At 61.4% G+C, this 13,289-nt stretch carries 14 protein-coding genes; 4 read left to right on the top strand and 10 right to left on the bottom strand.

Going from position 1 to position 13,289, the window contains the following annotated elements; all coding sequences use genetic code 11:
• Nucleotides 1-146: 146 nt before the first annotated feature.
• The 3 genes from KX928_RS18055 (at nucleotide 147) to lpdA (ending at nucleotide 2,445) form a co-directional block, all read left to right on the top strand.
• Nucleotides 147-530: an MAPEG family protein gene (locus KX928_RS18055; RefSeq protein ID WP_219505507.1), complete on the top strand. Its 384-nt coding sequence runs from the start codon at nucleotides 147-149 to the stop codon at nucleotides 528-530.
• Nucleotides 527-937, top strand: coding sequence for an MAPEG family protein (locus KX928_RS18060; protein ID WP_219505508.1), 411 nt, complete (start codon nucleotides 527-529; stop codon nucleotides 935-937). The genes KX928_RS18055 and KX928_RS18060 overlap by 4 nt, the downstream gene beginning before the upstream one ends.
• Before the next feature lie 119 nt (nucleotides 938-1,056).
• Entirely contained in the window at nucleotides 1,057-2,445 is a 1,389-nt protein-coding gene (lpdA, locus tag KX928_RS18065; RefSeq protein WP_219505510.1) for a dihydrolipoyl dehydrogenase, read from the top strand.
• A gap of 13 nt (nucleotides 2,446-2,458) precedes the next feature.
• Here the strand turns inward: lpdA and KX928_RS18070 are convergent, their stop codons facing one another.
• The 4 genes from KX928_RS18070 to KX928_RS18085 are packed head-to-tail and all read right to left on the bottom strand — an operon-like array spanning nucleotide 2,459 to nucleotide 5,370.
• The gene (locus tag KX928_RS18070) at nucleotides 2,459-3,076 is read right to left on the bottom strand and encodes a pyridoxamine 5'-phosphate oxidase family protein (RefSeq protein ID WP_219505511.1); all 618 of its coding nucleotides are present in this window, start codon (nucleotides 3,074-3,076) and stop codon (nucleotides 2,459-2,461) included.
• Nucleotides 3,060-3,791, bottom strand: coding sequence for a lysophospholipid acyltransferase family protein (locus KX928_RS18075; RefSeq protein WP_219505512.1), 732 nt, complete (start codon nucleotides 3,789-3,791; stop codon nucleotides 3,060-3,062). Before KX928_RS18075 ends, KX928_RS18070 begins: the two co-directional genes overlap by 17 nt.
• Entirely contained in the window at nucleotides 3,791-4,696 is a 906-nt protein-coding gene (locus KX928_RS18080; RefSeq protein WP_219505513.1) for a cell division protein FtsX, read from the bottom strand. Before KX928_RS18080 ends, KX928_RS18075 begins: the two co-directional genes overlap by 1 nt.
• Nucleotides 4,693-5,370, bottom strand: a complete 678-nt coding sequence (locus KX928_RS18085) for a cell division ATP-binding protein FtsE (RefSeq protein WP_219505514.1) — start codon at nucleotides 5,368-5,370, stop codon at nucleotides 4,693-4,695. The genes KX928_RS18080 and KX928_RS18085 overlap by 4 nt, the downstream gene beginning before the upstream one ends.
• 166 nt (nucleotides 5,371-5,536) lie before the next feature.
• Between KX928_RS18085 and KX928_RS18090 the strand changes: the two genes are divergently transcribed.
• Nucleotides 5,537-6,448 (top strand): zinc-ribbon domain-containing protein, encoded by a 912-nt coding sequence (locus KX928_RS18090; RefSeq protein ID WP_219505515.1) that lies wholly within the window; start codon nucleotides 5,537-5,539, stop codon nucleotides 6,446-6,448.
• 20 nt (nucleotides 6,449-6,468) lie between these two features.
• Here KX928_RS18090 and KX928_RS18095 read toward each other — a convergent pair whose 3' ends face one another.
• The 6 genes from KX928_RS18095 to argH form a co-directional block, all read right to left on the bottom strand.
• Nucleotides 6,469-9,075 (bottom strand): TIGR02302 family protein, encoded by a 2,607-nt coding sequence (locus KX928_RS18095; protein ID WP_219505516.1) that lies wholly within the window; start codon nucleotides 9,073-9,075, stop codon nucleotides 6,469-6,471.
• Between the two features lie 40 nt (nucleotides 9,076-9,115).
• On the bottom strand, nucleotides 9,116-10,381 hold the full coding sequence (gene lysA / locus KX928_RS18100) for a diaminopimelate decarboxylase (RefSeq protein WP_219505517.1): 1,266 nt from the start codon (nucleotides 10,379-10,381) through the stop codon (nucleotides 9,116-9,118).
• Nucleotides 10,382-10,491: 110 nt separating this feature from the next.
• The gene (locus KX928_RS18105) at nucleotides 10,492-11,202 is read right to left on the bottom strand and encodes a VPLPA-CTERM sorting domain-containing protein (RefSeq protein ID WP_219505519.1); all 711 of its coding nucleotides are present in this window, start codon (nucleotides 11,200-11,202) and stop codon (nucleotides 10,492-10,494) included.
• A gap of 162 nt (nucleotides 11,203-11,364) precedes the next feature.
• Nucleotides 11,365-11,673 (bottom strand): DUF2834 domain-containing protein, encoded by a 309-nt coding sequence (locus KX928_RS18110; protein ID WP_219505991.1) that lies wholly within the window; start codon nucleotides 11,671-11,673, stop codon nucleotides 11,365-11,367.
• 12 nt (nucleotides 11,674-11,685) lie between these two features.
• Entirely contained in the window at nucleotides 11,686-11,859 is a 174-nt protein-coding gene (locus KX928_RS18115; protein ID WP_219505521.1) for a hypothetical protein, read from the bottom strand.
• Nucleotides 11,856-13,268, bottom strand: a complete 1,413-nt coding sequence (gene argH, locus KX928_RS18120) for an argininosuccinate lyase (protein ID WP_219505523.1) — start codon at nucleotides 13,266-13,268, stop codon at nucleotides 11,856-11,858. Before argH ends, KX928_RS18115 begins: the two co-directional genes overlap by 4 nt.
• Between the last annotated feature and the right edge of the window lie 21 nt (nucleotides 13,269-13,289).

Consider the following 13,289-nt stretch of genomic DNA (forward strand, 5'->3'; position numbering starts at 1 on the left):
GCGACCGCCGGGCGGAAGCGAAGTGCCCGCCCGTCAAACCAAAGGTTTGCCTTCGGCAAAACGGGGGCGGTCGGGCGCTGGCCGGGCCGCAAGCGTCCCGGCTTGGGCGAAAGTAACGACCGAATAGAGCAATTCAGGAGACCCACATGACCGAAATCACCATCCTCGCCCTCTACGGCCTTCTCGTGATCCTGACGCTGATCCTGCAGGCCACAGGCACCATGACCCAGCTCGGCATGGGGTATTTGCTCTCCAGCCGCGATGAGGAACGCAGCGTCTCCGGCATCGCCGCCCGGCTGGACCGGGCGCTGAACAACTCCGTCACCGCCATGGTGCTCTTTGCCCCCGCCGTCCTGCTGCTGGTGGTCACCGACAGCACCTCGAACGCCAGCCTGCTGGCCGCGCAGGTCTTCCTCATCGCCCGGCTGGTTTACCTGCCCGCCTACGCGCTGCGCATCACCGGCGTCCGCAGCCTCGCCTGGACGGTGGGCATCGTCGCCACCATCGCGCTTTATCTGCTGGCCCTATGACGCCGGAACTGACGGCGCTCGCGCTGGCGGCGCTTCTGCAGGTGGTGCAATTCGTGCTGATGGCGGTGCCCGCCAATCTGGAACTGAAGCCGGGGCAGACGGCCTCGCCGCGTGACCGCGACCGGCTGGGCGGCGATCTGGCGGATCTGCTGTCGAAACGGACAGCGCGGCTCTACCGGGCGATGAACAACCATTTCGAAGCGCTGATCCTCTTTACCATCGCGGTGCTGATCGTGACACTGGGGGACCAGTCCAGCCCGCTGACCCGAAGCTGCGCCTGGATCTATCTCGCGGCCCGCGTCGCCTATGTGCCCGCCTATGCCTTCGGCTGGGTGCCGTGGCGCTCGGCCATCTGGTTTGTGGGCTTCGGCGCGACCTGCGTAATGTTGCTTGCAGCGCTGATCTGAGCAGGTGAGTATGCATGCAGACAAGAGCAAAAACCACTTGATGGTGTACGGCCTGTGTACGATCGGTGCACAAACGGTGCATCGCCCGAAGACCGCGAATTACGCCCAAGGAGAGACCCATGGCAAGTTATGACGTTATCATCATCGGCTCCGGCCCCGGCGGCTATGTCTGCGCGATACGCTGCGCGCAGCTGGGGCTGAAAGTGGCCTGCGTCGAGGGGCGTGACACGCTGGGCGGCACCTGCCTGAACGTCGGCTGTATCCCCTCCAAGGCCCTGCTGCACGCAAGCCATATGCTGCATGAAGCAGAGCACAATTTTGCCACCATGGGGCTGAAGGGCAAAAGCCCGTCGGTCGACTGGAAACAGATGCTGACCTACAAGCAGGACACGGTGACCACCAACACCAAGGGCATCGAATTTCTGTTCAAAAAGAACAAGGTAGACTGGCTGAAAGGCTGGGGGTCAATCCCGGAAGTGGGCAAGGTCAAGGTCGGGGATGACGTTCATGAGGCCAAGAACATCATTGTCGCCTCAGGCTCCGAACCCGCGTCTTTGCCAGGTGTGGAGGTTGACGAGAAAGTCGTCGTGACCTCCACTGGCGCGCTGGAACTCGGCAAGGTGCCCAAGAGGCTGGTGGTGATTGGCGCCGGGGTGATCGGGCTGGAACTCGGGTCCGTCTACGCGCGGCTCGGCAGCGAGGTCACCGTGGTGGAGTTTCTGGATGCCATTACCCCCGGCATGGACGCGGAAATTCAAAAAACTTTCCAGAGAACGCTTAAAAAGCAAGGGCTTACCTTTGTCATGGGGGCCGCTGTTCAGAAGACCGATGCGACAAAGACCAAGGCGAAAGTGACCTACAAGCTGCGCAAGGACGACAGCGAACACGTGATCGATGCAGACGTCGTTCTGCTCGCAACCGGGCGCAAACCCTACACAGATGGGCTGGGGCTGGAGGCGCTGGGTGTCGAGATGACCAAGCACGGCCAGATCAACGTGAACGAGACATGGCAAACGAACGTGCCGGGCATCTATGCCATTGGCGATGTGATCGAAGGCCCCATGCTCGCCCATAAGGCGGAAGACGAAGGCATGGCGGCAGCAGAGCAGGTGGCCGGCAAGCATGGCCATGTCAACTACGGGGTCATCCCGGGTGTCATCTACACCCACCCGGAGGTCGCTAATGTCGGCGCAACCGAAGAAATGCTGAAAGAACAAGGGCGTGCCTATAAGGTCGGCAAGTTCAGCTTTATGGGGAACGCGCGCGCGAAGGCGAATTTCGCCGGGGACGGTTTCGTGAAAATTCTGGCGGATAAAGAGACGGACCGCATTCTCGGCGCGCATATTCTCGGCCCGGCCGCGGGGGACCTCATTCACGAAGTCTGCGTTGCGATGGAATTCGGGGCGTCAGCCGAAGATCTGGCGATGACCTGCCACGCGCATCCGACCTATTCCGAAGCGGTGCGTGAAGCCGCTCTCGCCTGCGGGGACGGACCCATTCACATGTAAACCGACCGGCGTCCTACCACATGGTCTTGGCCGCACGGGCGCCCCATGCATCGTCATAGGGCGTCCCACCTTCTTCACCGTCGGTCATTTCCGCAAGGATCTGACCGACGCTGGGCAGTTGGTCGCTGTCATCCTCGCCAGACCACACAGCAGCACGCATGAAAGCCCGCGCACACTGCGTATAAATCTCCGCGATCTCGATGATGATCACGGTCGCGGGCAACCGGTTTTTCCTGGCGAACCGCTCCCGGATTTCCTGATCAGCCGTCAACCATGCATGACCGTTGACCCGAACGACATTGTTTGACCCCGGGACCAAGAACATCAGGGAAACACGGCCATCCTCGACGATATTACGCAGTGAATCCAAGCGGTTGTTGCCACGCCAGTCCGGCATCGCCAACGTGCCGGGATCAAGCTCCAGAACAACGGGGCCGTCGTCTCCCCGTGGGCTGCCGTCAGTGCCATCCGCGCCTACCGTGCTCAGAACACAGAGTTTCGAGGCCATGATCCACTTGCGGTAAAGCGGCGTCATTCGGCGCGCGACCTTGCGCAAGGACGGGGCGCCCGGCGCGCCATAAAGCGCCAGCAATGCGTCGATGGACTGAATTTTTTCAGGACTGCTTGTCATGCGTGAACCCCGCTTCGGCCATCAGCGCATCCGACCGATCTTCGACAGATGTCTCCAACTCGGCCATAAAGGCCTCGCGTGTCATACCCGGAGCGATCTGCGGCAGAAATTCAACAACCGCAACGCCGGGCTTTCGCAGCATGCCGCGCTTGGGCCAGAGCACGCCGACATTGGTCGCCACGGGCACGCAGGGTTGAGCCAGCTGTTCGTACAGGACTGCTGTGCCCACCTTGTAAGGCCTCTTCGCGCCCGGAGCGACCCGGGTGCCTTGCGAGTAAATGATCAACTGGCCGGGTTCGGCACGGCCCGCATTCACATCCGACACCATCTTGTCGATGGCGGCGCCACGCTTTCCGCGGTCCACCGCAACACATCCCAGCCGCCGCGCGTATTGGCCAATGATCGGGGTCATCAATATCTCTTTTTTCATGATGAACTTGGCAGCCGGCAAAGCGGTGAAAATCATCATGATGTCCAGGAAACTCTGGTGTTTGGCCGCGATCAGGGCTTCGCCATCCGGGACCGTACCGCGCACTTCGCATCGCATGCCGACCATCCAGCGCGCCGTCCAGAACACGTAGCGGGAATATGTTTTACACGCCGCGTAAGCGCCCCGCCGACTGAACATCGCCCAGGGCGCGAACCCCAGGCCCACGATGGGCATCGCGATGTACATCTGCGTGATGAAAATGACAGACCGGATATATTGTACCATCACGCCAACCTTTTGAGGGCACGCCCTGCAGCAGCACCTGTCGCTAAAAACGCAACGGCACCGGCAAGCACCGGGATGGTGAAGGGCAAAAACCAATGCCACCCCTGAAACCCGAGGCCGGTGAGAAAGCCGCCAGTATCAGATGCTGCAGGCAGCAACAGAACGGCGGTCATCGCCAGAACAGAGCCGACGACGGCACCACCGAATGCCCTGAGCGTGAAGCGGCGTATGAAGGCCTGGGCGATGTATCGATCCGTGGCGCCGACCAGCCGCAAAACAGCAATGACCTGCGCGTTTGCCGCAAGCGCCGCATTGGCCGCCAGCGTGATCATGGCGGCGATCGTCAGTCCAAGGAGACCGGCAGACAGCCAGCCGAGCAGTTTCAGCCGATTTGCCGCCTGCACCAGCGGTGCGCGCCAGCGGCTGTGGTCATCCAGCACCGCCCCCGGCACTTCCGCCGCAAGACGCAGCCGCAGGCCCGCCGCATCAAAGCCGCTGTCTTCCTCGATGACTTCGATCAATCTGGGCACCGGCAAGGTCTGCAGATCGAGATCCGCGCCGAACCACGGGGCCAGCAAATCCTGCTGTTCCTCGTCGCTCAGCGCGCGCGCGAAAGCAACGCCCGCGGTGGTCTCCAGAATGCGCAGCGCGGCTTCTGTCTGCGCGGCGCGCTGGTCCAGTGGTGCAACGATCCGAATGGTAGAAGAGCGCGCAAGCTCGTCGCCCCACCGCGCAGCCAGCCGGCCGGACGCAAGGGACAGCGCCATTGCAAAAACCGCCAGAAAGGCCATTGCACCTGCTGCAAAAAGGGTCAGTTGCGCGGTGAATCCCGTCGGCGGAACAACGCGGTCAGCCTGCCGGTCGCCCAGAACAATGCGGCGCAGGTCCTTGCGGGTGATGCTCATAGGTCCGCCCCCGCAAGCTGCACGCGCTGGTTTGCAATCCGCAGAACGCGCGCCTGCACCTGGCTCTTGGCAGCGCGGATCAGGCTCAGGTCATGAGTCGCAACCAAGACGGTCTTGCCCATCTTGTTCAGCTCCACAAGTAGCCGCAGCAGCCGCTGGGACATCTCCCAGTCCACATTGCCCGTCGGCTCATCTGCGAGAATGACGTCGGGCGACATGATCACCGCGCGGGCCAGCGCGGCCCTCTGCCGTTCCCCGCCCGACAGCTCCGGCGGCAGTGCGTCGGCCCTGTGCGTCAAGCCCACCCAGGCCATCAGTTCTGTCAGATCGTCACCGGCGGCCTCGGCATGGCGCCCGGACACGCGAAGCGGCAGCGCAATGTTCTCGGTGACAGACAGGTGGTTGAGGAACTGGCAGTCCTGATGCACGACCCCCATCCGCCGCCTCAGCATCGCGATATCGTCGCGTTCCAGGCCGCGCAGATCGTCGGCGAAGAGGGTGACATCCCCTGACGTCGGCAGGAGTGCGCCGTAACACAGCTTGAGCAGCGTGGTCTTGCCCGCGCCGGACGGGCCCGTCAGGAAATGAAAGGAGCCCGGTGCCAGTTTGAGCGAAATATCCGATAGTAACGCGCCGCCCCCGTAGCTGTAGGCGACATTTTCGAGCTCAATCACACGGCCCCCTGAACAATTCTTGCGTTGTTGTGCCTCAGCACCGGTCTGGTTTCAATGCATCACTTGCAAGCTTTGTTCGCAGTTAACACTTTTCGCACGACGTTGATGGCAATATGGTGCAGAAAAATAATAACAGACATGGGGTCACGATGCAGCAGGATGTAACATGCGCTTGATTTGTCCCAATTGCGACGCGCAATACGAAGTTCCCGATGATGTCATGCCGCATGACGGGCGTGACGTACAATGCTCCAACTGCGGGCAGACATGGTTTCAGGAACATCCCGACACCGTGGCCGAAGCGGAAGCCGCAAAGAAGGCCGAAGCCGCCCCGGACGAGGAAGTCGTGCGCCCCGATGACGAAGGTGTTGCCGACGACGCAGAAGCGCCCAAGGCGGAAGGTGAGGCTGCCGAAGCGACACCGGAACCAGAGCCTGAACCAGAACCGGATGACGAAGGCGCGGTTGAACCGCCATTGGAAGAGACCCCGCCCCCGCAGCCTGCGCGCCGAAGCCTTGACCCGGACATCGCAAACGTTCTGCGCGAGGAAGCGGAGCTCGAAACGCAGGCGCGGCAAAACGAAGTCTCTGGCACGGTCGAGAGCCAGCCTGATCTGGGGCTGAACGAGGCCGAAGGCAGTGACGAAGCGCGCAAACGGGCCCGCGAAGCCCGTGACCGCATGGCACGGATGCGCGGCGAGGATCCTGCGGATGTGCCGCTGGAAACGGCCGCCGCCATCGGATCACGCCGCGATCTGCTACCCGACATCGAAGAGATCAATTCGACCCTTCGGTCCAACAGCGACCGCTCGCCCGGTGAAGATCCGGGTCAGACCGCGCAGATCGAAGTGCGTGAGAAACGCAGTTTTGGCCGCGGGTTCATGTTGATGGTGATCCTCGCGCTCATTCTGGCCGTGCTTTATGTCTACGCACCCAAACTGGCCGATACCGTTCCACAGGCTGATCCATGGATCAGCGCCTATGTCGGGGCAGTTGATCAGGGGCGCATGTGGCTGGACGCACAGGTCGAAGGTGTGCTGAACTGGCTGGATGCGGCGGCCGATTCCAGCAGCAGGTAGCGCTTCGCCGCTTGGATCGATCAGAAACGGTCAAGCAGTCTTTTCAGATAGTTACGTTCGACCTCCGGGCGATCCACCTGACCGGAGCGGCGGCGGATTTCATCCAGAAGTTCACGTGCGCGGCCGTAGGCATCGTTATTGAGCGCCAAGGGTCCGTTGTCACCTTCCGCACCCGCATTGCCGGATTCGCGCCCCAGCGGATCACGGTTGTCGGCGCGCCGATCTGACTGTTGCGCGCCCTGCCCCGGCTGGCGGTTCTGATCCTGCTGCGCCATCATCTCGCCCAGTGACCGCATACCCTCGCGCAGGGCCTCCATGGCCTGCCCCTGATTGTTGATCGCTTCGGCAAGATCGTTTTCCCGCAGGGCTTCTTCCGCCCCATCCATGGCCCGGCCGGCGCGGTCCAGTGCCTCGCGCGCCGCATCTCCCTCCGGTGTGCCGGCACCGGGCAAATTGTCCTGCTGGCGGCGCAGTTCATCGCGTAGCGCCCGCTGGCGATCGGCAATCGAGCCCTCGGCGTCTCCACCCGGCTGCCCCTGTGACGGGCTGCCTTGCTGAGCACCGCTCTGGTCATCACCGCCCTCGCCTTGGCCCTGTTGTCCTTCGTGGCTCTGACCACGGCCCTGACCGCCGTTACGACCTTCATTGCCCTGGTTTTCGCCGGCCTGCGCACCGGGGTTGAATTGCTCCTGCAGGTCGCGGAATGCCTGATCTGACAGACCCTGCTGTTCGCGCAACGTCTCGGACAGGCCTTCCATGGCCTGTTCGCCGGGGCTTTGCCCGCCCTGACCCTGCTGGCCCTGCGTCACGCGCATGTTTTCCATCAGTTCCTGAAGTTCCTGCAACGCTTGCTGAGCCTCGGCCATGCGGCCCTGCTCCATCAGTTCCTGAATGCGGTCCATCATCCGCTGCAGATCATCCTGCGTCATCTGCATGGAATTCTGCGGGTTGCCTTGCCCGTTTTCGTCGTTTTCTTCCTGCTGCCGCTGCGCCTGACGTGAAAGCTGCTGCAGATAGTCTTCCGTCGCGCGGCGCAGCTCACGCATCAGTTCGGCAATCTCTTCGTTCGAGGCACCGTTCTTGATAGCTTCGTTCAGGCGCTCCTGGGCCCGGCGCATACGCTCGGCCGCGTCAGCCAAATCACCCTCTTCCATGATCAGGGCAAGGTCCCACATTTCCCGCGCCAGATTTTCCTGCATCTCGTCACTCAGGCCATATTTGGCAAAGGTTTCGAGCTGCCTGATCACCTTGCGCAAACGCATCGCGTCGGTCTGATTGCGAAACAGATCTTCGGGCAGATAGGATGTCGCCCGCAAAATCTGACTGATCCTTTTGTTGTTGACCCGGGCCCACAGCAGGTCGCGGCGCTGTTCGATCACGGCGGCGGCAACGGGGTCAAAGAAACGGCGCCCGGGCAACACCATGGCACGCGGGTCGGTCTCAAAACGCTGTTCGGCGCCATCCAGCGCCGAAAGTCGGACGAGAACCGGCAAATTGGCCCAAGGATGCTGCGAGAAATCTTCGATCAGGTTTTCCTCGAACTCCCGTCTGTTGCCTGCAATCGGCGTCGGCAGGGGCACCACGAGATCGGGCCGGGCCTCGGGATCGATTACCAGGCCATACCGCCTATCGACCGAGACCAGATCGAGGGTAAACCGCGCCTCTCCGGCTTCCACGCCGTAGTCGTCGCGCGCTTCAAAGGGCAGCGTCATCTCTCCCATCGCCGATGCTTCCGGATCGTCCAGAACCGCGATCTGGGGCGGCGCGTCCGGGATGATTTCAACCTGCCAGTTGCGCCCGCCCGGACCATTGATCGCAATCGTGCCGTCCTGAACCACCGTGAAATCCTGTGCCGGGTCGGACGCAGGCGGCACTTCGGTCCGCCCCGATACCGTTTCTGACAGGGTCAATGCCCCCACTTCACCGTAAAGCCGCAAAGTGATCAGGCTGCCCACCGGCACCCGCAGGGATCCTTCGGGAATATCATTGAGGTATATCGTCGGGCGTCCGGTGTAGCGGGGGCTTTCGGCCCATCCTTCCCAGACCGGCCCGGAAGCCAGATCCGCCCCGCCTGGGGCCATTTGCGTGACCGAGCCCACACGCCAGATGGACCCGAAAAGCAACGCGATCCCGAAAACCAGAATGGCGAGATACCGCAATGCATAAGGATCTCTCGAAGAGATCCGCAAATCCGCCGGTACGGGTTCTGCCTGAGCCGCCCGCGCCGCCATGCGCGCCTGATGCGCCCGCCAGACGGCAGTTGATGCCGCATCCGCCGCGCCAATCGTCTGGGTGTCGGACAATGCCTGCAAGGGGCGTCCGGGCAGACTGGCGTCCAGCCGCGCTATCGCCTGTGCCTGCGACGGCACGCGGAATTTCACAAAGGCATAACCCAGAGCGGCCAGACCGCCCAGGCCTGCAACCACGGCAATAGCCCAGACAACCTCGACCGCGATGCTGTCCTGCAGGCCCAGCATCAGCGCCGCCAGCACGAGCAGACAGACCGTCAGCAGCGGCCAGAGGCTCTGCACGAGGGATTCCGCCAGCATCCCAAGGCGTGTCAGCCGCAAGGGCCAGCGCACAGCCTTCAGGCTGCGTTTCGCATCGTGCCGGGAAAATGATGCCATCGCTTCGTCTCCGCTTGTCCCCGACTGCGGGGATACGCAATCAGAGCCATTCTGGAATGGTATCCCGATTTATCATTTCGTCAAAGGTCGGACGTCGGCGAATAACCGCAAATTGATCCTTATTCACCAGAACTTCGGGGATCAGGGGGCGCGAATTGTATTCGCTGCTCATAACCGCGCCATAAGCGCCGGCAGAACGGAAGGCCACAAGCTCTCCCGCGGTGACAGGAGACATGAACCGCCCCTTGGCGAAGGTATCCCCGGATTCGCAAACCGGGCCAACGATATCGAACTTGACCTGATCGACCCCCGGCGCGGGTTCGATCACCGGAATGATGTCATGGTAGGCTTCGTACATGGCCGGGCGGATCAGATCGTTCATCGCACCGTCGATGATGAGGAAATCACGGTCCTCGCCGGATTTCACGTAGATCACCTCTGACACCATCAGCCCGGCGTTTCCGGCAATCAGCCGTCCCGGTTCGATCTCGATCTCACACCCAAGATGACCCAGGGTGCGCTTGACCAACGCGCCGTAGTCCACCGGTAGGGGCGGTGCCTGATTGTCGCGTGCATAAGGAATGCCAAGCCCGCCGCCCAGATCCAGCCGACGGATGTTATGGCCGTCGGCACGCAGTGTTTCGGTCAGTTCGGCAACTTTTTGATACGCAGCTTCAAACGGAGCAAGATCGGTGAGTTGGCTGCCGATATGAACGTCGATGCCAATCACTTCCAGCCCGTCCATCGATGCGGCCAGCGCATAAACCTCGCGCGCTCGCGATATTGGAATGCCGAACTTGTTCTCGGATTTGCCGGTTGCAATTTTCGCATGGGTTTTGGCGTCGACATCCGGATTGACGCGAATGGTGATCGGGGCCATCTGCCCCATGGCCAGCGCCGTTGCGTTCAGCACTTCCATCTCCGGCTCGGATTCGACGTTGAACTGGCGAATGCCACCTTCCAATGCCAGCCGAATTTCCGCAGCCGTTTTGCCGACACCGGAGAACACGATCCGATCCCCGGGTACTCCGGCTGCTTTGGCCCGCCGGTATTCGCCGCCCGACACCACGTCCATGCCAGCGCCTGCCTGTGCCAGGGTTTTCAGGATCGCCTGATTGCTCGCCGCCTTCATTGCGTAGCACACGAGGTGGTCGAGACCGTCCAGCGCATCGTCAAACAGGTGGAAGTGGCGCAGGAGTGTCGCCGTCGAATAGACGTAAAATGGCGTGCCTACCGCCGCCGCGATCTCCGCGACAGGCACGTCTTCGGCATGCAGGGCGCCGTTTTTATAGATGAAGTGATCCATGATGAGCGCTTACGCAAATCCGCGCCGGATATCAATTGATCGACGTGCCCCGCTCAAAAAAAGGGCGGCTTGCGCCGCCCCGGTGGATATGTGATCCGTATGAACCAACATTATACGGGTTTGTTTTTACGATGGCGCGCAGCGAGGCCGAACGCGCCCATTCCGACCAGCATCAAGGGCAACGCCGCGGGAACAGGCACCGGCATCGGTGTTTCGAACACCAGCGCATCGATGCCGCCGGAGCCGCTGTAGCGGAAACGCAGCCAATCCCCTTGCGAGATCAGCCCGGAGCGGAAGGTCGTGCTGCCGGTTTCGTTCTCGCCCAGCGTGATCGACCCGATATTGCTTGTACCGCCATCAAATGCACTTGTCCGGAAGGTGAAGGTCCCGTCATCAACGGCTGAGGCACCGACCCAGTAAAAAGGTGTGTCGCTCAAAAGGGTGAACAGAATGAACCCGGATGTCGCCGCATCGTCTGGCACGGTAGCACCGGCTTCCTGACGGATCAGCACGTTGCCCGCGACCCCGTTGTCACCCTGAGTGTAGCCGGGCGATCCGGCGGAGGTAAGATCGCTGTCGCCACCGCAGTTCTGGTTTTCCGGGGCCGCGACGCATGTGGTGTCGAAAAGTGTTGCGCCGGTAACGCCCTGATTGAAATTGCCGGAGACGGCAAAACGAAAGCCATCTTCGGCATATTCGGTCATCGGCGTTGCCGAGGTGGCACCTGTTCCGAAATCGATCACATATGTTGCGGCGGATACAGCGACTGGCGCCAGTGACAATGCGGCAGCAACAGCCGCGGGCTTCAGAAATCTTTGCATGAGATACCTTCACTCATTAAGAACGGTGCCGCGCAATACACGGCCGATAACGAAAATTCATCATCATTTTGACACAATTTGGCGCTTCACGCTTTACAAATAGTTGAAAAATACTGTTTCCCGAAGGGCCGAAATCCACCTACCATAGGTTGAAAATTGACCTTATGGGACCTTTTGCAAGCGCAAGAACAGGTAAAGAGGCAACCCGCAGCTTACCCCGATGCAAAACGTTGCCGGGATGGCGAGTAATCCAACCCACCGTCGCGAGCGGATCGTCTCGGCGATGATCCACACGGTGAGCGTGACCGCGGCTATCGTGAGGTCCCAGACCAGCCCGCTGGTGGCGGCGTTCGCATGCCACGCATCGACCATTGCCATCAGGTCGTAGCCATTTTCGGAGAACCACCCGATGAAGTAGCTCATCGGATGAACCGCCCCCCAAACGGCGAGCGCCAGGAAAACGATGCGCAGCCCCGTCACAGGTCAGAGGCCCAGCCACAGCGAAAGCCGTCCCTTGGACAGGCCGACGCTCGCACTGGGATGAATGCCATTTTGATTGATCGTCACACCACCGTTGACGCTCGGCGCGATGGGTTCACCGTCCGCACCGCAGGCGGCAAGAGCCAGGCACATCAACAAAGCGCTCAAACGGATCATGCGATCATTTCCTTCCAACGGTCGACTTGTGCCCGCACCTGCGATGGCGCGGTTCCCCCATAGGATGTACGACTATTAACCGAGTTTTCCACGCCAAGCACGTCGAAAACCTGCGCGGTGATATCGGGATGCGCCGATTTCATGTCATCGAGGCTCAATTCCGGCAGATCGCAGCCCTTGCTTTCAGCCAATGCCACGAGGATTCCCGTCACGTGATGAGCATCCCGGAACGGTAGGCCCAGAACGCGCACCAGCCAGTCCGCGAGATCGGTGGCCGTGGAAAAACCGGACCCTGCCGCCGCTGCAAGACTGTCACGGTTCGCGGTCATGTCCGAGACCATCCCGGTCATCGCGGCCAGTGCCAGCATCAGGTTGTCGGCAGCGTCAAACACCTGCTCCTTATCTTCCTGCATGTCCTTGGAATAGGTCAGCGGCAGCCCCTTCATCACCATCATCAAAGCGGTATTTGCGCCAAAAATGCGGCCGACTTTCGCGCGGATCAGTTCGGCCGCATCTGGGTTCTTTTTCTGAGGCATGATCGACGACCCGGTGGAAAACCGGTCACTCAGGGTGACAAAGCGGAACTGCGCCGACGACCAGATGACGAGCTCTTCGGCGAACCTGCTCAGATGCATGGCACAAATGCTGGCCACGCCCAGAAACTCCAGCGCGAAATCGCGATCGCTCACCGCATCCAGCGAATTGGCCGCCGGCGCATCAAACCCCAGCGCTTTTGCGGTCATGTGCCGGTCGATGGGAAAGGACGTGCCCGCCAGCGCCGCGGCCCCCAAGGGCGAGGTGTTCATCCGCGCCCGCGCGTCCCGCACCCGGCCCAAATCCCGCCCGAACATTTCAACATAGGCCATCATGTGGTGGCCCCATGTGACCGGCTGTGCGGTCTGAAGATGCGTGAAACCGGGCATTACCCAATCGGCACCGGCCTCTGCCTGCCCCAAAAGCGCCCGCATCAGGGCGATCAGGCCGCTTTCAGAGGCATCCAGCTGGTCCCGCACCCACAGCTTGAAATCGGTCGCCACCTGATCGTTGCGACTGCGCCCGGTGTGCAGCCGGCCCGCGGGTTCCCCAATAATTTCCTTCAGCCGCGCTTCCACATTCATGTGGATGTCTTCGAGTGCGGTTGAAAACTGAAAAGCGCCTTCGTTTATTTCTGACAAGACCGTGAGGAGACCTTCCCGAATGGCCTCGACGTCGCTAGGTTCCAGAATGCCCGTCGCCCCCAACATGGCGGCGTGCGCCCGCGATCCTGCAATGTCCTGCGCCGCCATCCGTTTGTCGAAGCCGATCGAGGCGTTGATTGCCTCCATGATTGCATCCGGACCGGCGGCAAAGCGACCGCCCCACATCTGGTTGGAGGCATTGGAGGATTTGGCGGCGGGCGTGTCTGTCATTTGGAAGAACCCTTCGGAGGG

Source organism: Roseobacter insulae, from assembly GCF_019375555.1.
GTDB classification, from domain to species: Bacteria; Pseudomonadota; Alphaproteobacteria; order Rhodobacterales; family Rhodobacteraceae; genus Roseobacter; species Roseobacter insulae.